This is a genomic window from Streptomyces sp. NPDC043908, from assembly GCF_056435525.1.
Window position 1 is genome coordinate 313586 of sequence record NZ_JBWKEI010000007.1, and the last position, 18665, is coordinate 332250.

General features: G+C 72.7%; 13 protein-coding genes. 6 read left to right on the forward strand and 7 right to left on the reverse strand.

The window, feature by feature from the left end; all coding sequences use genetic code 11:
- Positions 1–28: 28 nt before the first annotated feature.
- Entirely contained in the window at positions 29–1810 is a 1782-nt protein-coding gene (gene gcl / locus AC069K_RS18280; RefSeq protein ID WP_478617327.1) for a glyoxylate carboligase, read from the reverse strand.
- A 458-nt stretch (positions 1811–2268) separates the two neighbouring features.
- Here gcl and AC069K_RS18285 point away from each other — a divergent pair, with 458 nt between their 5' ends.
- Positions 2269–2952, forward strand: coding sequence for a hypothetical protein (locus AC069K_RS18285; protein WP_478617499.1), 684 nt, complete (start codon positions 2269–2271; stop codon positions 2950–2952).
- An 84-nt stretch (positions 2953–3036) separates the two neighbouring features.
- On the opposite strand, the gene AC069K_RS18290 is transcribed toward AC069K_RS18285, so the two are convergent.
- Positions 3037–4644 carry an AMP-binding protein gene (locus AC069K_RS18290; RefSeq protein ID WP_478617330.1) on the reverse strand — a complete coding sequence of 536 codons (1608 nt, stop codon included), beginning with the start codon at positions 4642–4644 and terminating at the stop codon, positions 3037–3039.
- Positions 4641–6329, reverse strand: a complete 1689-nt coding sequence (locus AC069K_RS18295; RefSeq protein WP_478617333.1) for an AMP-binding protein — start codon at positions 6327–6329, stop codon at positions 4641–4643. The genes AC069K_RS18290 and AC069K_RS18295 overlap by 4 nt, the downstream gene beginning before the upstream one ends.
- A 418-nt stretch (positions 6330–6747) precedes the next feature.
- On the opposite strand from AC069K_RS18295, the gene AC069K_RS18300 reads away from it, so the two are divergent.
- Positions 6748–7194 carry an SAV_915 family protein gene (locus tag AC069K_RS18300; RefSeq protein ID WP_478617336.1) on the forward strand — a complete coding sequence of 149 codons (447 nt, stop codon included), beginning with the start codon at positions 6748–6750 and terminating at the stop codon, positions 7192–7194.
- A 45-nt stretch (positions 7195–7239) separates the two neighbouring features.
- Here the strand turns inward: AC069K_RS18300 and AC069K_RS18305 are convergent, their stop codons facing one another.
- Positions 7240–8373: a winged helix DNA-binding domain-containing protein gene (locus AC069K_RS18305; RefSeq protein ID WP_478617339.1), complete on the reverse strand. Its 1134-nt coding sequence runs from the start codon at positions 8371–8373 to the stop codon at positions 7240–7242.
- Positions 8374–8837: 464 nt separating this feature from the next.
- Here AC069K_RS18305 and AC069K_RS18310 point away from each other — a divergent pair, with 464 nt between their 5' ends.
- The 3 genes from AC069K_RS18310 (at position 8838) to AC069K_RS18320 (ending at position 12337) form a co-directional block, all read left to right on the forward strand.
- Entirely contained in the window at positions 8838–9851 is a 1014-nt protein-coding gene (locus AC069K_RS18310; protein ID WP_478617342.1) for a magnesium and cobalt transport protein CorA, read from the forward strand.
- 330 nt (positions 9852–10181) lie between these two features.
- Positions 10182–11543, forward strand: coding sequence for a phosphatase PAP2 family protein (locus AC069K_RS18315; RefSeq protein ID WP_478617345.1), 1362 nt, complete (start codon positions 10182–10184; stop codon positions 11541–11543).
- Between the two features lie 170 nt (positions 11544–11713).
- Complete coding sequence (locus AC069K_RS18320; protein ID WP_478617348.1) at positions 11714–12337, forward strand: hypothetical protein; 624 nt, start codon at positions 11714–11716, stop codon at positions 12335–12337.
- A gap of 22 nt (positions 12338–12359) precedes the next feature.
- Here AC069K_RS18320 and AC069K_RS18325 read toward each other — a convergent pair whose 3' ends face one another.
- Genes AC069K_RS18325 through AC069K_RS18335 form a run of 3 tightly spaced genes read right to left on the reverse strand, consistent with a single transcriptional unit; the run spans position 12360 to position 17094 of the window.
- Positions 12360–13742, reverse strand: coding sequence for an MFS transporter (locus tag AC069K_RS18325; protein WP_478617351.1), 1383 nt, complete (start codon positions 13740–13742; stop codon positions 12360–12362).
- Positions 13739–15745, reverse strand: a complete 2007-nt coding sequence (locus AC069K_RS18330; protein ID WP_365102887.1) for a PEP/pyruvate-binding domain-containing protein — start codon at positions 15743–15745, stop codon at positions 13739–13741. Before AC069K_RS18330 ends, AC069K_RS18325 begins: the two co-directional genes overlap by 4 nt.
- A complete protein-coding gene (locus AC069K_RS18335; RefSeq protein WP_478617355.1) occupies positions 15742–17094 on the reverse strand; it encodes an ATP-grasp domain-containing protein in 1353 nt (450 codons plus the stop codon). The genes AC069K_RS18330 and AC069K_RS18335 overlap by 4 nt, the downstream gene beginning before the upstream one ends.
- A 387-nt stretch (positions 17095–17481) precedes the next feature.
- Between AC069K_RS18335 and AC069K_RS18340 the strand changes: the two genes are divergently transcribed.
- The gene (locus AC069K_RS18340; protein WP_365102893.1) at positions 17482–18621 is read left to right on the forward strand and encodes a PAS domain S-box protein; all 1140 of its coding nucleotides are present in this window, start codon (positions 17482–17484) and stop codon (positions 18619–18621) included.
- Positions 18622–18665: the final 44 nt, after the last annotated feature.

Below are 18665 nucleotides of genomic sequence, written 5' to 3' on the forward strand. Positions count from 1 at the left end.
AGCACCGGAGCCCTTGGTTCAGCAGGCCTTATGAGACCTGGAGGGGGCGGACCGCCGTCGGGGCGTGGCCCGGCTCGGTGGCCAGTTCCTCGAACTCGTTGATCGCGTCGATCCTGACGCCCATCGAGATGTTCGTCACCCGTTCCAGGATCGCCTCGACGACGACCGGGACGCGGTACTCCGCGGCCAGCTTCTTGGCCTCCTCGAAGGCCGGCAGCAACTGGTCCGGCTCCGTCACGCGGATCGCCTTGCAGCCCAGGCCCTCGACGACCTTGACGTGGTCGACGCCGTAGACGCCCAGCTCCGGGGAGTTGATGTTCTCGAACTCCAGGTTGACCTGGAAGTTGATGTCCAGGCCGCGCTGGGCCTGGCGGATCAGGCCCAGGTAGGAGTTGTTCACGAGGACGTGGACGTACGGGATGTTGTGCTGCGCGCCGACCGCCAGCTCCTCCAGCATGAACTGGAAGTCGTAGTCGCCGGAGAGGGCGACGACGGGGGTCTCGGGGGACGCTGTCGCGACGCCGAGCGCGGCCGGGATCGTCCAGCCGAGCGGACCGGCCTGGCCGCAGTTGATCCAGTGGCGCGGCCGGTAGACGTGCAGCATCTGCGCGCCGGCGATCTGGGAGAGGCCGATGGTGGTGACGTACCGGGTCTCGGGGCCGAAGGCGCGGTTCATCTCCTCGTACACGCGCTGCGGCTTCAGCGGGACGTTGTCGAAGTGCGTGCGGCGCTGAAGCCGCGCCTTGCGCTCCTGCGTGGAGGCCGCCCAGGCGCTGCGGTCGGGGAGCCTGCCCGCGGCCCTCAGCTCCTTGGCCACCTCGACGAAGAGGGTCAGCGCGGCCTTGGCGTCGGAGGCGATGCCGTAGTCCGGCGCGAAGATCCGCCCGATCTGGGTCGGCTCGATGTCGACGTGGACGAACTTCCGGCCCTGGGTGTAGACGTCCAGCTCGCCGGTGTGCCGGTTGGCCCAGCGGTTGCCGATGCCGAGGACGAAGTCGGACTCCAGGAAGTTCGCGTTGCCGTAGCGGTGCGAGGTCTGCAGGCCCACCATGCCGGCGTTCAGCTCGTGGTCGTCGGCGAGGATGCCCCAGCCCATCAGGGTCGGGACGACGGGCGTACCGGTGAGCTCGGCGAACTCGACGAGCAGGTCGGCGGCGTCGGCGTTGATGACGCCGCCGCCCGCGACGATCAGCGGGCGCTCGGACTCCAGCAGGAGCCCGATGGCCTTCTCGATCTGGGCGCGGGTCGCGGACGGCTTGTAGACCGGCAGCGGCTCGTACGTCTCGGGGTCGAAGTCGATCTCGGTGAGCTGGACGTCGATCGGCAGGTCGATGAGGACCGGGCCGGGGCGGCCCGAGCGCATCAGGTGGAAGGCCTGCTGGAACACGCCCGGGACCTGGGCGGCCTCCAGGACGGTGGTGGCGGCCTTGGTGACCGGCTTCGCGATGCTCGCGATGTCGACCGCCTGGAAGTCCTCCTTGTGGAGTTTGGCGACCGGCGCCTGGCCCGTGATGCAGAGGATCGGGATCGAGTCGGCGATCGCGGAGTAGAGACCGGTGATCATGTCGGTGCCGGCGGGCCCGGACGTACCGATGCAGACGCCGATGTTCCCCGCGTCGGCCCGGGTGTACCCCTCGGCCATGTGGGACGCGCCCTCGACGTGGCGGGCCAGCGTGTGCGTGATGCCGCCGCCGGCCTTGAGGGCCGCGTAGAAGGGGTTGATCGCCGCGCCCGGCACGCCGAACGCGTTGGTGACGCCCTCGCGCTTGAGGATCTCAACTGCCGCTCGGGCAGCGGTCATACGAGGCATGGAGTGCTCCTGCTTCGGCCTGGCGGATCGGGCTCTGTCGCGCCACCTGAGAGCCGTGATTCCGTAATGCGGAAGTTTAGTTCTGCTATATGGAAGTAACATAGGGGGCGTGCGCAGGCGCGTCAAGGGATCCCCGCGTTCGCCTCCGGGGCGGGCGCGGGTGGGGGACGATGGACCGGACGGGCGGCGAGCACGGGGTGGACGACATGGATATCGAGGGGACCGGCGGAGCCGGCCGACAGGGACCGGGCGGCGGGGAGCGGCACGGCGGACGCGGCGGAATGCCCCACGGCGGGCGCGCGGAAGGCTCCGGCGGGCCCGGACACCTCGGCGGCGGTGGGGGCGGGTACGGCAGCGGTGGTGGTGGGTACGGCGGCGGCGCGGACGGCTCCGGCTATCCCGGCGGCCCCGCCGACTCCGGCCACCCCCGCGGCGGCCTCGGCCGCGAGACCCTGGGGGTGCGCTGCCCCGTCTGCCGCCGCGAGCACCGGTACGCCGCGACCACCTACCCCTGCCCCTGCGGCGCCCCGCTCGTCCCGCCGCTCCAGCGCGGAGGCGCGGTCGAGCCGATCACCCACCGCACCTGGAGCGACGACTGGGTGGTCGTGCGCTGCGAGGCGTGCGGGCGCCAGGACCAGTGGCCGCAGCCGGAGCTCGGGTGCTCGTGCGGCGCGGTGCTGCGGATCCCGGTCCAGCCGGTCAGCGCCCCGCCCGCCCCACTGCCCCTGCACATCCCGGTCCCGCCGACCGCCGCTCCCCCGCGCCCGGCGTTCCGGCCGGTGACGATCCGTACCGCGAGGGACGCGGTGACGGCCGCCGCGCTCTATCTGAAGTGGCTCGGCTTCCGCGACGTCCTGCAGTCCGAGGCACGCCCCGCCTCCGGGATCGATCTGCGCGGCCCCGGCCTGGTCGCCCAGGTCGACCCGACCACGCGCCCGGCGTCGCTGCGGGCGGTCGAGTGCCTGTGGCTGAACGCGCTGAGCACCTCCTGCACCGGCGTCTACTTCTCGCTAGCCGGATACACCAAGGACGCCCGCGCCCGCGGCGACGAGCTGTCCCTGCCGTTGTTCGTGATGGATCTGACGGGCACGCCCCAGCCGGTCAACGACGCGGCGGACGAGCTGGTGGCGACGGGCCCCTGAGCCGGTGGCAGCGGGAGCCGCCGGGCCCCCGCCGCCCCTCGTGCCCCCGCGACCGACGGCGGGACGGGGGCCCGGCGCACCGCGCTACTGCCCGTACCCCTCCCTCAGCTCCACCTTCCGCACCTTGCCGCTCACCGTCATCGGGAACTCCGCCAGGATCCGCAGCCGCCGCGGCACCTTGTAGTGCGCCAGGCGGTCGCGGCAGAACTCCGCGATCTCCTCAAGCGAGGGCGGGTCCGCCGGGTCGTGGGGGATCACGCACGCGAGGATCTCCTCGCCGTACCTCTCGTCGGGCACGCCCACGACCTGGACGTCCGCGATCTTCGGGTGGGCGTGGAGGAACTCCTCGATCTCGCGCGGATAGACGTTCTCGCCACCCCGGATGATCATGTCCTTGATGCGGCCGACGATCCGGACGTACCCGTCCTCGCGCATCACCGCGAGGTCCCCGGTGTGCATCCACCGCCCCGCGTCGATCGCCTCGGCGGTCCGCCCGGGCTCGTCCCAGTAGCCGAGCATCACGCTGTAGCCGCGGGTGCACAGCTCGCCCGCCTCGCCGCGCGGCACCGTGACGCCGGTGACCGGGTCCACCACCTTCACCTCGATGTGCGGCAGCACCCGCCCCACCGTGCCGGTCCTGCGCTCCAGGTCGTCCTCGACGCGAGTCTGCGTGGACACCGGGGACGTCTCCGTCATGCCGTAGCAGATGGACACCTCCGCCATGTTCATCTCGGTGACGACCCGCTTCATCACCTCGACCGGGCACGGCGATCCCGCCATGATCCCGGTACGCAGCGAGGACAGGTCGTACGAGCCGAAGTCCGGCAGGTTGAGCTCCGCGATGAACATCGTCGGCACCCCGTACAAGGAGGTGCACCGCTCCCGTTCCACCGCCCGCAGCGTCGCCGCCGGGTCGAAGGACGGCGCCGGGATCACCACGCAGGCGCCGTGCGAGACGGCCGCGAGGTTGCCCATGACCATGCCGAAGCAGTGGTAGAAGGGCACCGGCACACAGATCCGGTCCTGCTCGCCGTAGGAAAGCAGCTCCCCGACGAAGTAGCCGTTGTTGAGGATGTTGTGGTGGGAGAGCGTCGCCCCCTTGGGGAAGCCGGTGGTCCCCGAGGTGTACTGGATGTTGATGGGGTCGTCGCACGACAACTCGGCGGCGCGCGCCGCCAGTTGACCTTGCGTCACCGAGGCCCCCGCCGCCGTCAGCGCGTCCCAGGACGCGTCCCCGATGTAGTGCACCGCCCGCAGCCCGGGGCACTCCGGACGCGCCTGCTCCACCAGCGCCCGGTAGTCGCTGGAGCGGTGCGCCCGCGAGGCGACCAGCAGCGAGATCCCGGCCTGCTTCAGGACGTATGCGAGTTCGTGCGCCCGGTACGCCGGGTTGACGTTCACCATGACGGCGCCGATCCGCGCCGTGGCGTACTGCGTGAGCACCCACTCGGGGCAGTTCACCGCCCAGATGCCCACCCGGTCGCCCCGGGCGACCCCGCTGCCGAGCAGTCCGCGCGCCAGCTCGTCGACGGCCGCGGCGAGCTCCGTGTACGTCCAGCGCCGCCCGGACTCCACGTCGACCAGCGCCTCGCGGTCCGGCCAGGCGGCGACGGCCCGGTCCAGACCGGCCCCGATCGTGTCGCCGAGCAGCGGGGTTCCGCTGGTGCCGTGGGCGTACGAGAGCGCGGTCATCGCAGGTCCCCCTCGTCGTACTCGGCCGTCGAGCCCGCCGCCGTCGCCTCGCGCAGCTCGATGCGGCGGATCTTGCCGGAGACCGTCTTGGGCAGCTCGCCGAACTCGATGCGGCGGATGCGCTTGTACGGGGCGAGGACCGCGCGCGAGTGCGCGAACAGCACCTTCGCGGTGTCCGGGCCGGGCTCCCAGCCCGCCGCCAGCACGACGTACGCCTTGGGCACGGCGAGCCGCAGCGGATCCGGCGCGGGCACGACGGCCGCCTCCGCCACCGCCTCGTGCTCCAGGAGCGCGCTCTCCAGCTCGAAGGGGCTGATCTTGTAGTCGGAGGCCTTGAAGACGTCGTCGGCGCGGCCCACGTAGGTGATGTAGCCGTCCTCGTCGCGGGAACCGATGTCGCCGGTGCGGTAGTAGCCGCCGGCCATCGCCTCGGCCGTACGCTCCGGGTCGCCGTGGTAGCCGGTCATCAGCCCGACCGGGCGGGCCGAGAGGTCGAGGGCGATCTCGCCCTCGACCGCGCCGGGCTCGCCGGTCACCGGGTCCAGGAGTTCCACCCGGTAGCCGGGGCTCGGGCGGCCCATCGACCCGGTCTTGAGGGGCTGGCCCGGGGTGTTGGCCACCTGCACGGCCGTCTCGGTCTGCCCGAAGCCGTCGCGGATGACCCGGCCCCAGACGCGCCGGACCGTCTCGATGACCTCCGGGTTGAGCGGCTCCCCGGCCGCGACGACCTCGCGGGGCGGGTTCCGCAGCGCGCTCAGGTCCGCCTGGATCAGCATCCGCCACACCGTGGGCGGCGCACAGAAGCTGGTGACGCCCGCCCGGTCCATCGCCGCCATGAGCCGGGCCGCGTCGAAGCGCGTGTAGTTGTGGATGAAGACGGTGGCCTCGGCGTTCCACGGGGCGAAGAGGTTCGACCAGGCGTGCTTGGCCCAACCGGGCGAGGAGATGTTCAGATGCACGTCGCCGGGCTTCAGCCCGATCCAGTACATCGTCGCCAAGTGGCCGACGGGATACGAGACATGGGTGTGCTCGACGAGCTTGGGGCGGGCCGTGGTGCCGGAGGTGAAGTAGAGCATCAGCGGGTCGTCGGCCAGGGTGTCCCCGTCCGGCTCGAACCGCGCCCGCGTCCCGAACGCGTCGTCGAAGTCCAGCCATCCGGGAACCGGGTCGGCGCCGCGCGGCTTCACGGCGATCCGGGTGTACTCCCCCGGCACGTCGGCGAACTTGACGGTGTCCTCGGCCCGTACGACCACCTGCCGGGCGCGCCCCCGTTCGATCCGGTCCCGCAGGTCGGCGGGGCCCAGCAGCGGGGTGGCGGGGATGACGACGGCCCGCAGCTTCATCGCGGCCAGCGCCGTCATCCACAGTTCCTGCTGGTTCCCGAGCATCACGAGGACCCGGTCCCCGGCGCGGACGCCCCGGTCGCGCAACCAGTTGGCCACCTGGTCGGAGCGCAGGGACATCTCGGCGTACGAGAGGGTGGTCTCGCTGCCGTCCTCCTCGACGATGTGCAGCGCGGTGGCGGCGTTGCCCTCGGCGATGACGTCGAACCAGTCGAGCGCCCAGTTGAACCGCTCGGGGCGCGGCCAGGTGAAGCCCCGGCAGGCCGTCGCGTAGTCCTCCCGGTGCTCCAGCAGGAAGTCCCGTGCGGCCCGGAACTCCTCCGTGGCGCCACGTGCGTCCATGTGCCCTCCTCGTTGCCTGGCCACGCTCTACCACCGTGCGGTGCGTGACCAGGCCTCTTTACCCCCGCCGAGGGGTGCGGGGGAAGCCCGCGCGCCATTCCGCCCTCCCCCGGGGACCGGTGGGGACCCCGGTGGATCGGCGCCCCCTCCCCCACACCCACCCGCCCGACCCCAACCCGAACGAGGGAGACGCGCTGCGGATGAGGCGTGCCAGGAAGCCGTCAAATTCAGCCGGAACGGGGTCAACATGGCGTCAGGAGACGGCCTCCGGCGGCCCGGGCGGGCATAACGTCGAAGCGCGTCGCGCACAGCGGCGCGACGGCGCACCGCGCCGCACGGCCCCGGACCGCGCGGCTCGCCCCGCACGGACCCGGCCCGCGCGGACCGGCTCCGCACTTCCCCACCGGAGGACACCACCATGGACACCCTCACCCTCGACGAAGCCGACCCCGACGAACGCCGCCCGGCGGCGCCGCTGTACGTGCCGGTCCGGCTCGGCTCCGCCGGAGGACGCCAGCTGCGGTTCTGGCGCACCCCGCTGGGCGTACGGACCGCCGTCGGCTTCACCAGTCCCGAGCGGCTGTACGCGGTGCTCGGGCCCGGCCAGCGCTGGATCCGGCTGGCGGAGCCCGCGCTGCGCTCACTGGCGGCGCCGCTCGGCGTGACCACGGTGACGGTCGACCCGCACATGACGGCCCCGTCGCCGGCCGCCATACGCACCGAACCGATCGGCCAGCCCTGCCCGCGCCGGGGCGGCTGGGACCCCCACCTGCACATGGGCGATGCGGGGCGCGCGACGAGCGCGACGAGCGCAGTGGCTCCCGTCGGGACGGCTGTCACGGCCGCCCCGGCTCTCGTCAACTGACGCCTGCCTCGCGGACGCAGGGGGGAGGCAACCGGGGACCACCCGTCACCTCCTCCCCTCCTTCCCTGCCTCCCCTTCCTCCTCGAAGCGGACGTCGTACGAGGTGAGGCCGGCGGGGGTCATCGCGGCGAGGAGCCGTTCGCCCTCCTCGGCCACCTCGGCGCGCCGGGCCCGCCCCAGCCTCCCGAACGGCTGGACGGTGAGCACGGCACGCCCCTCCTTCGGCTTCTCCTCCAGGCGCCACACCCCGGCGAGGAAGCCGTCCACGAGCAGGGTGGGAAAGGCCTGGCTGCCCTTCCAGGTACGCCCCCAGTACGCGGCCGGGATCACCCGCGTACGGTCGGCGTGCGACAGCAGCAGGTTGTCGAACTCGGGCAGGAAGCGCGGCGGGGCCGGGGTGTCCTCGTCGGGGCGGGGCGCGTCCGGGAGGTCGAAGAGCTCGACGCCGTTCTCGTCGCGGAAGGTGAGGAGCCGGGGCCGCAGCCGGTCGAAGACCTCGCCCAGGCGGGTCAGGCCCGCCCAGGTCTGCATGTCCTGGACGGAGGCGGGCCCGAAGGCGGCGAGATAGCGCAGCACGGTGTCGTCGGGCGCCGGGACCGGCCCCGGCGCCCGCCCCAGCCAGTGCTCGGCGGTGGTGAGCGCGACCTGCCCGCTGCGGCCCCACAGCCCGCGCGGGGTGACCTGCACGAGCGGCAGCACACAGCGCGCGGCGAGGGAGAGCGCGGTGGGCGTGGCGTCGGGCCACTCCCGACCGAGGACGTCCCGCAGCTCCTTCATGGTGTACGGCCGCTCCTCGACCAGCGCCCGCGCGATCCCGGCGAGCCGCTCCAGGTCCACACCCTCCAGCTGCCCCCGGAACTGCTTGAGCTCGCGGTCGCGGGCCGCCTGGACGAGCGGGCGCAGGGTGAGCACGTCGTCGGCGGTGTGGAGGTGGATGGTGGAGCGCAGGGTCACGATCCGTACGAGCTCGCGGGACTCGATGAGCGCGGAGAGCTGCTCGGGCCGGAACCCGTCGAGACGGGACCAGAGGCCGAAGTAGGGCGGCTTCACGTTCTGCGCCTGGAGCCCGACGAGATGTGCGACGGCGTCCTTCGGCGTGAGCGCGGAGGTGCGGCGCAGGAGGTGCTGGCGGTCGAGGGTGGCGCGGTTGAGGGCACGGAGGGTGGTGGGTGCGGCCATAGGGGCACGCTAGCGCGTATGGAGGACAGATCCTGTCCGCAATGGGCGCGGTAGGGGCGATGGGCGCGATGTGGCGCGCCCCGATGGCATCCGCGTGGGTGTCCGAAACGCCAAGCCTGCGCCATTTAGTCCGTATATTCTGCACCGGGACGGGCAGGGCGAGACAGGACGAGACGGTTCGGGCGGCGGACGGTGCGGGAGGTGGGGCCATGACCGACCGGGGAAAGGACCCGGAAAGGTCCGACGCGCCGCAGAGGGGAAGGCGCCTGGACAGGCCCGCGCCTTCCGCAGCCTCCGAGCCTCCCGGCCGGGGACGGGGCCCGGAGGGCTCCGCACCCCGCAGGAAGCACGCCTGGCGGCGCCGGCCGCCCCCGCCACCGAGCGCCCCGGCCGCACCGCCCCCGGCACCCCCGGCACCCCCGGCTCCGGCGGCCGCCGGTCCCGTACGGAACGACCACCGCAGCGTGGTGGATTCGGCGCTGTACCGGGACGGCCGCCGGGTCTCGTCCCCCGACACCCTCGCGGAGACCTTCCGCCGGCTGCGCGAGACCCCCGACGGCATGGCGTGGATCGGCCTGCACCGCCCGTCGGAGTCCGAACTGCACTCCCTGGCCGAGGAGTTCGACCTGCACCCGCTGGCGGTCGAGGACGCGCTGGAGGCCCACCAGCGCCCCAAGCTGGAACGGTACGGCGAGACCCTCTTCGTGGTGCTGCGCGCGGCCCGCTATCTGGACGCGCCGGAGGAGGTCGACTTCGGCGAGCTGCACGTCTTCATCGGCCGCGACTTCCTCATCACCGTCCGCCACGGCGCCGCCCCCGACCTCTCGGCGGTACGGCGCCGTATGGAGGAGACCCCCGAGCTGCTGGCCCTGGGCCCGGAGGCGGTGCTGTACGCGATCCTGGACGCGGTGGTGGACGGGTACGCCCCGGTCGTCTCCGGTGTCCAGAACGACATCGACGAGATCGAGACGGAGGTCTTCCGGGGCGACCCGGAGGTGTCCCGCCGCATCTACGAACTCTCCCGCGAGATGGTGGAGTTCCAGCGCGCCACGCGCCCCCTGGTCGGCATGCTCCACGGCCTGATGGCGGGCTTCGCCAAGTACCGCACGGACGAGGAACTCCAGCGCTACCTCCGCGACGTGGCCGACCACGTCACCCACACCAGCGAACGCGTCGACGGCTTCCGCCAGGCCCTCACCGAGATCCTCACGGTCAACGCGACCCTGGTGACCCAGCAGCAGAACGCGGAGATGCGGGCACTGGCGGAGGCGGGCTTCGAGCAGAACGAGGAGATCAAGAAGATCTCGTCGTGGGCGGCGATCCTGTTCGCCCCGACCCTGGTCGGGACCATCTACGGCATGAACTTCGAGACCATGCCGGAACTGAAGTGGGCAGCCGGCTACCCCTTCGCGATCCTGCTGATGGCGGCCGTATGCGTGAGCCTGTACTTCATCTTCAAGCGGCGGGACTGGCTGTAGCCGCGAGCGGGAGTGCCTTGATCGTCGGGAGAAGGGCATCGCGATCACGGGGTGCCGCTCTTTCCTCCTGGGGCTGGCCCGGCACAGGGTGAGTCCGAAGTCGCCCAGGTCGCGAAGAGGAGGTCGTGGGTGTGCAACGGCGACCACGGGGCAGGCGTGTGAGCCCGTACGTCGTCTTCGATCGGCGAGACCGGCGGTAACCGCCCGCCGCCCCGGTGGGATGATCGACCCCGCGACCAGCCCGCGGCTCATCCGCCCCGTGGGGAGGGTGGCGCCCCACCGTCAGCACCAGCAAAGTCGGCCGAACCGTTGATACCTATAATCTCGCAGATGTCCTCGCGAATAGACCGCAGCTCCACGTCCGACCCCAGGCACCCCTGGCGCCGGCCGCGCGTGGTCCTGTGGGCCGTGGCGGGTGTGATCACCCTCGGGTTCCTCCTCGCCGTGGAGGTCGTGTCGCGTCACTACGGTGAGGCGGGGCCGGTCACCGTTCAGGCGCGGGAAGTGCTCTTCCCGCCCAAGCCGGGGCCGCTCTACGGCGGGCTCGCGTTGATGATGGTGGTGCTCACCTGGCGGCAGCGGTTCATCGCGCTCGGAGCCGCCATCGGGATCGACGTCCTCTTCGTCCTGGGGCGGTGGGCCGCGGGGGCCGAGGTGCCCGAGGGGCACTTGTTCGGCAACGGCGCGTTGTGGGTCATGCTGGGCTGCGCGGTCTTCGCGCTCACGCGGCGGACCGGGCCGGAACGCGTCCTGCTGCTCAAGGGTGTCGGCCTGGGGCTGCTGCTGGTGGCCGGACGCAAGACCGGTGACGCCTGGCTGTTCATCACGTCGAAGAGCCGCCCGAAGGTGCTCGACCCGTACGTGGCCATGGCCGACCACGCGCTGGGCAGCCCGTCGTGGCTGGTGGGCCGGGCCGTCGAGGCCACCGGCTCGGTCGGCTCGCATCTCCTCCACTTCGTCTACGGCGAGCTCGCGGTGGCCGCGATCGTCGTCGCGGTGTACCAGCTGCGCAACGTGGCCGCCGAGCGCCGCTTCCCCCGCCACCACCTGGTGCGCACCTTCCTGGTGATCGGCCTCCTCGGGCCGGCCGTCTACATGGTCTTCCCGGTGGTCGGGCCGGTCTTCGCCTACGGACCGGGCGCCTCCGGCACCGGCGGTGTGGAGTGGGCGGTGGCCAACCTGTGGCCGCACACCCCCGCGCCGATCACCGCCCCGCACCCCGTGCTGTACGACGGCCTCACCCCGCGCAACTGCATGCCCAGCCTGCACACCGCGTGGGCCACCGCGATCTTCATCCACTCCCGCAACGCCCCCAGGCCGATGCGGTACGCGGGGACGTTCTGGCTGGTGGCCACGCTCACGGCCACCCTCGGGTTCGGCTACCACTACGGCGTGGACCTCGTCGCCGGTCTGGTCTTCGCGCTCACCGTCGAGGCCGGGCTGAGGACCTTCGACCGCGGCTGGGACCGGTCCGGCGTCCAGCTGGTCGCCTACGGCACGGCGGTCTTCGCCGCGCTCCTCGTGTCGTACCGCTGGCTGCCGATGCGGATGGCCGCGCATCCGTGGGTGTTCGGGCCCCTCCTCCTTCTGGCGCTGGCCTCGGTGGTCTACGGGTATCTGCGGACCACCAGGGAGTGGGAGCCGAAGGCCGCGCCGGCGCTCGTGGCGGGACCGCAGCCCGAGCTCGTCTGAGGCTGGGGCACGCACTCACGGAGGACCCGGAGCACACGGAGCACACGGACGGAGCCACACCGGAGTCCCGGTGGAAGCGCCCCAGCGAATTCGCGTCTTTATGTGTCATGGACCGGACAATCGCGCATCCTCGTAGTACGCACTGGACGAAAACGAAGGGTGACGACGCCATGAACCGATCCACCTCCACCGGCCGGGGCCGCCGAGCGGGCCTCGCGCTCGGTGCGGCCCTGGCGTCCACCGTGCTCTGCACGGCCATGAGCGCGGCAGCGCCCACGGACGTGCGGGCGGGCGCGCCCACGGGTCCCGCGCGTGCCTGCCCCGTCGTCTGGTTCGACCTGGGCGAGACCCTCGTCCACACCGCCGACGACGGCAGCATCGGCTACCAGCCCGGCGCGGCCGCCTATCTGCGCTCCCTGCGCCTGCGCCACATCCGTACCGGTCTGATCACCAACGTCCCGCCCTCGTGGGGCGCGACCGACGCCGAGCGTGCCGCCAGACTGAAGAAGGAGGTCGACACCGCCTGGCGGGACTCCGCGCCCTTCGCCTGGGGCGACTTCGGCGACCGGATCCTCACCCCGCGCACCGACGCGGAGCGCAAGCCCGCGCCCGCCCTGTGGCAGCGCGCGAAGGCCGGCTCGGGGCGGTGCCGCGTCGTCTACCAGGCGGAGACGGCCCAGGAGGTGCAGGTCGCCGGCTCGCTGGGATATCTGCCCTACCAGGTGGGGCAGCCCCGACGGCCGGCGTTCCTGCCGGTCGGGTTGGTCGAACTCCTTCGGCGCCGGCCGCTCTGAGCCGTCTCCGAACGCGGCGCGGCTAGGCGCCCGGGGGCCTGCGTCCCCCTCCTCCCGTCACCCGTACCGCCTCGTCGGCAGGGCGGCCGTCCGACTTCGCCGTGTCCTTCGGGTCCGCCGCCGGGGTTCCCGCCCCGGCGCGGTCCCGGCTCACCCTCCGGCTGCGCAGCAGCAGCTGGACCACGCCGAGGAGCACCACGGTCGCCAGCGCGCTGTGCCACAGCAGGGCGTCCAGGTGGCCGGCGGAGACGTAGGCGCCGACCGCCACCGCCGCCAGGGCGCACACCGCGCGGTCCACGAGGCTCTCGATCGAGAGCAGCGTGGCGCGGGGGGCGCCGGCGGGTACGGCGTCGTTCATCAGCTTGCGCTGCACCGGGTACGCGAAGCCGGTCGCGGCGGCGAACAGGCAGAGCAGGGCGACGACCGCCCAGGGGCCGCCGAGCGTCATGGCCGCCAGCGTGCCCGCCAGCGCCAGGCTGAGCACCGACACCCAGGCCACCGGGGGCAGACGGCGGCTCAGCCACTGGGGGCGCGCCGAGCCGATCGCTTCCGCGACCGTCATCGCCGCCAGCACCGAGCCGTGCGAGGCCTCCCCCACCCCGTGGTCCAGCAGGATCGGCTGGAAGAGGTTGACCTGGCAGATCCGGGAGAGCGTGAAGACCGCCACGCCCTGCACCATCACCAGGGCCAGCCACGGCGAGGACGCCACGCAGCGCAGTGCGGCGCCCGCGTCCCGCAGGAACGCGCCGCCCCGGCGCCCGCCGTCCCCGCGGCCGGTCGCCTTGTCCGTACGGGTGCCCGTTCCGGCGAGCCGGGGCAGGGCGACGGCGCAGACCAGTGAGCCCGCGGCGCTGGCGGCGCTGAGGACGTACGGGGCCGCGTGGGCGAGGCTCATCAGGGGGCCGACCAGCGGCCAGCAGACGACCTTCGCCGCCAGGCCCAGGGCCCGGGCGGTGCCCTCCGCCTTCAGATAGTGCGCGTCGCACTTCTCCGCCCGCAGCCCGTCGTACAGATAGGCGCTCGCCGCTCCCGAGGTCAGGGAACGGCCCAGCGCGATGGCGAGGAAGTGGACCAGGAAGCCGGTGTACGAGGCGGCGGCCACCGGGGCCAGGTTCGCCGCCGTCATCACCACCGCCCCGGCCCGCAGGCAGTTGCGGGTGCCGATCCGGTCGGCGATCAGGCCGGTGGGGATCTCGAACAGGCAGAACGCCACGTAGTAGATGCTCTGGATACCGAAGATCTGGCCGTCCGAGAGCCCGGCCTCCTTCTGGTACGCGTAGAACACCGGCATCCACCACAGCAGGTTGAACAGCAGCTGGAAGCCGTAGTTGAGGCGGATGATGCGGCGGGCGGCGGGCGTCAGCGCCCCCTTGCCGGGGGGCGCGTCCGCGAGGCCCGCGCTCACAGCGCGTAGGGGCGGATCTGGACCAGCCGGAAGTCGCCCCGCTCCGTCATCAGCCACTCGATGTCCAGCGGCCGGTCCAGGTCGTCCGCGCTGAAGTGCGACTGGAGCAGCCGCCCGGTCAGCGAGAGGTCCGCGAGCCGGGCGCGGGTGGCGGCGGGCAGTCCGTCGCCCCAGGAGCCCAGGGCGACCGTGCGGCCGCCGCCCTCCACCACGTTGTAGAGGTACTGCTGCGGCAGCACCGAGCCCTCGACCACGCGCTCCGGGGAGCCGGGCGAGCAGTTGAGGTAGACGTTGCGGAAGTCCTCGCGGCGGGTCGGGTCGCAGGTCACCAGGACGCCGCCGATGGAGGCCGGCACGTACTCCTGGATGATCACGCCCATGTAGGTGTCGTCGAGGGAGATCCCGACCTGGTGGCGCAGACGCACGCTGCGGGGCGACACCAGGGAGGCCCACACCTGGCGTACCGCGTCCAGGAGTTCGCCGGTGCCGTGGACGGTGGTGACGGAGTCGTAGACGCCCGCCGCGGAGAAGCCGGGGAGGTCTTCGGCGTTGGAGGAGGAGCGCACGACCAGGCGGCCGTGGGCGTCCGGCGGGATCGCGAAGGCCTGGGTGATCTGCCGGGTGACGGACTCGGGCACGGGGGTGTGCCGGATCAGCTGCTGCAGTTGCAGGCAGATCGGGTCCAGGACGTCGGTGGCGTCGAGTTCGAGGGCCATCTTGAGCTTGCCGATGCCCTGCTGGATGGCGGGCGAGGAGGCGAGGAAGTGCTGCTGGAGGGAGAAGGGGAGCGCCACGCCCTCGGGGGCGCCGACCGTGCGGGCCACGAAGTCGGCCGCCGCGGAGCGCAGTTCGGCCGTGGAGGCGGAGCTGAGGCCGAGACGGGTGGCGAGGTGGCCGTAGAGGTCGTCGCGGGGCGGGCGGGGGCGTCCGTAGAAGGCGGTCAGGTCGGCGGTGCGGCTGTCCAGGACGTGGTGCAGCTCGCCGAGGTTGGCCGCCTTGGTGCCGTACCGGTCGCGGTCCGCGGCGCGCAGCCGGTGCAGGGACAGCACGGGCGCGTCTTCGAGCAGCGGCGGCGCCAGGCGTATGCGCTGCTGGTGCCAGGCGGGGGCGCGCAGGACCGGCTCGTCCTCCAGCCGCTCCAGCGCTATCTCGTCCTCCCCCACCCGGTAGCGCACCCAGGCGCCGTCGAGGCCGTCCCGCTCGACGAGCTGGTCGAGGTCGAGCACGATGGCGTTGGGTATGCCCCAGCCGGAGGCCAGCACGTTGGTGTGCGAGAGCGGGGTGATCGGGGCGGTGTTGAGGAACCCGGCCACCCGGGGCACGTCGTCGGGCAGGCACGGCATGGCCACGATGTCCGCCCAGCCGAGCTCGGCCTCGGCCGCCGCGTACTCCTCGTTGGTACGGAAGTAGCGCAGCCGTCCGGTGACCTCGCCGGGGTTGAGCGGGGTGCGGGTCCTGGAGCCGAAGAGCTCGTGGCTCAGGATGCGCGGGACACGCCGTTCGCTGATCGCCGCCAGCTCCTCCTCCTGGCCGTGGTTGGCGGGTTTGAGCAGGAGGGGGAGCCGTCCGTCGACCCGTTCGCGCACGTACTCGTAGAAGAACTCCAGGAGGCGGCCGTCCATGGTGTCGGCCTCGGTCGTCTCCAGGACGAGGAAGGTGCGCCCCCGGTCCTCGGCGTCCTCGTCGGTGTGCAGGGAGAGCACGCCGAGCAGGAAGCGGCGGTCGGGGTCCATGTAGACGGAGGCGTTGAAGCCGTCCAGGTCCGCGTCCAGCTCCTCCAGGGTCATGCCGAGGACGCGGGTGGCGATGTAGTTGACGTGGAAGGGGTGCGCCGCCGTGTCGAGGAGGTGCCAGGTGTTCTCGGCGCGGTCGACGACGACCTTGAGGTAGGGGTGGCCGGCCAGGACGCCGGAGAGGGTGCGGAAGAGCGGCAGGGAGAGGTTCTCGCCGACGACCGTACGGTCCAGGGCCGGTTCGGCGGCTCCGGTGAGCAGGGCGGTCATACGGAGACCTCCTCGGGTCGTACGGCGGGCAGGACCCGCGGCAGCGCGTCGACCAGCGCTTCGAAGTCGCGCAGGACCGTGCGCGCGTCGGTGGCGGAGAGCAGGCACAGGGCCGCCATGGTGTTGGCGCCCGCGGCCGGGTCGTAGACGGGGACGACGCTGCCGTCCGGGAGGGAGCTCTCCGCGACCACCGACAGCTCGCTGCCCCGGCTGAGGGTCACCCTCTCGGCGACGGCCGGGAAGTCCCAGACCCTGCGGTCGTGCCAGGCCTCGCCGCTGCCGTCGACCGCGAGGACGACGAGGGAGCCGGCCGCGCCCCGCGCGTCGGCGGGGGCGAGGGCCTGCTCGGGCCATGCGACCGGGCGGCCCAGGAGGTGGTCGACCAGCATGCCGACGAGGTCGAGTCCGAAGACGTCCTCGATCTGCGGCACCGTCATCGCGCCGCCGAACCGGGCGGCCGTCTCGATCAGCCACATGCGCCCGTCCGCACCGAGCTTGATCTCGGTGTGCGTTCCGCAGTCGCGCAGGCCCAGGGCGTCGACGGCCTGCCGCGCGAACGCCACGACACGGTCCTGGGCGTCCGCCGAGAGCAGGGCGGGGGTGATGCTCGCGCGCTCGGTGAACGGCTCGACCGTGGGCATCCGGCCGCTGAGGCAGACCGGGTGGAAGACACCGTCGGCGACGACGCCCTCGACGCTGACGTAGTCGCCCCAGCCGGGGTCGTCGAACCAGTCGGAGGCGGTGCCGGTCACGATCTGCTCGACGACGTAGTGCCCCTGGGCCTCGGCCACATGCAGCTCCGCGTACCCCAACTGGGCGGATTCGGCCATCACTTCGCGCGAGCGGCGCCAGGCGGCGGAGACCTCGTACGGGGACCGGATGATCTGGTGCGCGGTGGAGCCGGCGCTCCAGGCCGCCTTGAGGAGCAGCGGGAAGGGCAGCGCGCGGGCCGCCTCGTACAGGTCGGCCTCCGTGGCGACGGAGTGGAACTCGGGCTGCGACAGGCCGTGTTCGCGCCAGGTGCGGCGCATCAGGCGCTTGTCGCGGGCGAGCTCGGAGGCGGCGCCGGGTCCCGCGAGACCGAGCGCCTCGCAGGCTTCGGCGACGGCGACGACCGCGTACTCGGAGAAGGTGAGCACCGCGTCCGCGCCCACGGTCCGGGCCCGTGAGACGATCAACGAGACCAGGTCGGAGCGGTGCGCGTCGGCCGTCACGACCGAGGCACACAGTCTCCGGGCGGAGTCCGCCACGACGGGAGGAAGAGCGCTGAGCGCCAGCAGGTGCACTTCCGCCCTCGCGGCCGTCCGGGACAGGACGTGACCGAGCGGCGGACCACCCTTGGCATGCACTAACAGCACCTTGCTCACTGAAGTTCGTCTCCATTCGTCCGTGTCCGTAACGGCTGTACGCGGGGGGCGTACGGGTCGTCGTACGGATCGGTGATGCGTGCCGGGTGCGGGAAAGCCGCCCGGTCATGTTCGGGGCGTGTTCACCCGCTTACTCAAGAGGACCACGCGACCGGCGTTCCAAACGCCATCAGGGCCATCCGGTATTCAGGCAAATGCCTGAATACCGGCCCCTGTTCGGGGTGGTGGACCGGGGCGGCGAGGGGTGCGGGGGCGGCCGTCACTTCGGCCGAGAACCGAGCATGCGCGGGATCGGGACGGGATACGCATCGCGTTGTGACTCTGCGTCAGCCAGTGGCGTACGAGTCGCGCAGGGAGGGAGGGACCGCTGTGGAAGACGCCAGTCTGAAGGCGCTGCTCGAACATTTCCCGGTGTTCTGGGGGGAGGTCGACGAGCCGTGGCAGGTGCGGGAGCGGGGCGGCGGGGTCTTCGCCGACCCGGGCACGGCGCGGGCCGACGCCCGTCCCGGGCTGCCGCGCCGGTACGCCGCCTTCGCGGGCCTCGCGGACCTCGCCCCGGCCGCCGCGTTCATCCGCGACGGCGAGGGCCGCTACCTGTGGGCCAACCACGCCTACGCGCACCTCTACGGGACCGTTCCGGACAAACTCGTCGGCAAGTACATCGAGGACTTCGACGCCCCCGCCGAGGCCGTCCACTTCCGCGCCCTGGACCAGGAGGTCCTCAGCCGGGGGACGCCGGTGCGCCACACCCTGGACTACCGGCGCCCGGACGGCAGCGCGGGACGGGCGGTGGGCCACCGGTTCCCCGTCCGGGAGAACGCGCGGACCTGCGTCGCCGGGATCTACGTGGACATCACCGACCGGCTGCGCGCGATGCTCCAGTGGCAGGCGGCCGAGGACAGCCTCCAGGCGCTGCGCGACCACAGTGGTCTGCCCTGCGCGCTGCTGTCGGCGAACGGGCGGGTGGTCGAGGCGAGCACGGCGGCGGCCGAGCTGTTCCATCTCAGCCTGCCCGAGCTGGTCGGGCGCCGCGCGCACACCCTGCTCGCCCCCGACCCGGGGCTGGAGCGGCTGCACCGCCGGTGGGACGGGCTCATAGCGCGCCGCACCAGACGGGTGGAGACCTCGGCGGTGCTGCTCGACACCCGGGGGCGGCAGCGCCGCGCGCAGATCCATCTGACGACGGTCGGCCACTCCGCCGCCCGGGCCCGGCACGTGTGGGCCGTCGTCACCCACCAGAGCCTCGCCCACGAGGCCCATCCGTCACTGACCCCCGCGCAGGTCCGCATCCTGTCGCTGCTGGCGGCGGGGAGCAGCAACGGCGAGATCGCCACCTCCCTGAAGCTGTCCCGGCAGACGGTCGACTACCACCTCAGCCGTCTGCGGGACCTCCTGGGCGCGGCGACCCGCCCGGCCCTCGTCGCCCGCGCCTATGTGCTCGGCATCCTGGCCCCGCGCGCCTGGCCGCCGCGCTCGGCCACGGCGGCCCATCCGCTGAGCCCGGCCTGACGGCGAGGGGCCCCGGGCGCGCGGGGCAGGGGGCCGCGCCCGCC

Bases quoted from the DNA above. Each gene is read 5' to 3' on its own strand.
- gcl (WP_478617327.1), bottom strand. From the start codon at position 1,810: ATGCCTCGTATGACCGCTGCCCGAGCGGCAGTTGAGATCCTCAAGCGC.
- AC069K_RS18290 (WP_478617330.1), bottom strand. From the start codon at position 4,644: ATGACCGCGCTCTCGTACGCCCACGGCACCAGCGGAACCCCGCTGCTC.
- AC069K_RS18295 (WP_478617333.1), bottom strand. From the start codon at position 6,329: ATGGACGCACGTGGCGCCACGGAGGAGTTCCGGGCCGCACGGGACTTC.
- AC069K_RS18300 (WP_478617336.1), top strand. From the start codon at position 6,748: ATGGACACCCTCACCCTCGACGAAGCCGACCCCGACGAACGCCGCCCG.
- AC069K_RS18305 (WP_478617339.1), bottom strand. From the start codon at position 8,373: ATGGCCGCACCCACCACCCTCCGTGCCCTCAACCGCGCCACCCTCGAC.
- AC069K_RS18315 (WP_478617345.1), top strand. From the start codon at position 10,182: ATGTCCTCGCGAATAGACCGCAGCTCCACGTCCGACCCCAGGCACCCC.
- AC069K_RS18320 (WP_478617348.1), top strand. From the start codon at position 11,714: ATGAACCGATCCACCTCCACCGGCCGGGGCCGCCGAGCGGGCCTCGCG.
- AC069K_RS18330 (WP_365102887.1), bottom strand. From the start codon at position 15,745: ATGACCGCCCTGCTCACCGGAGCCGCCGAACCGGCCCTGGACCGTACG.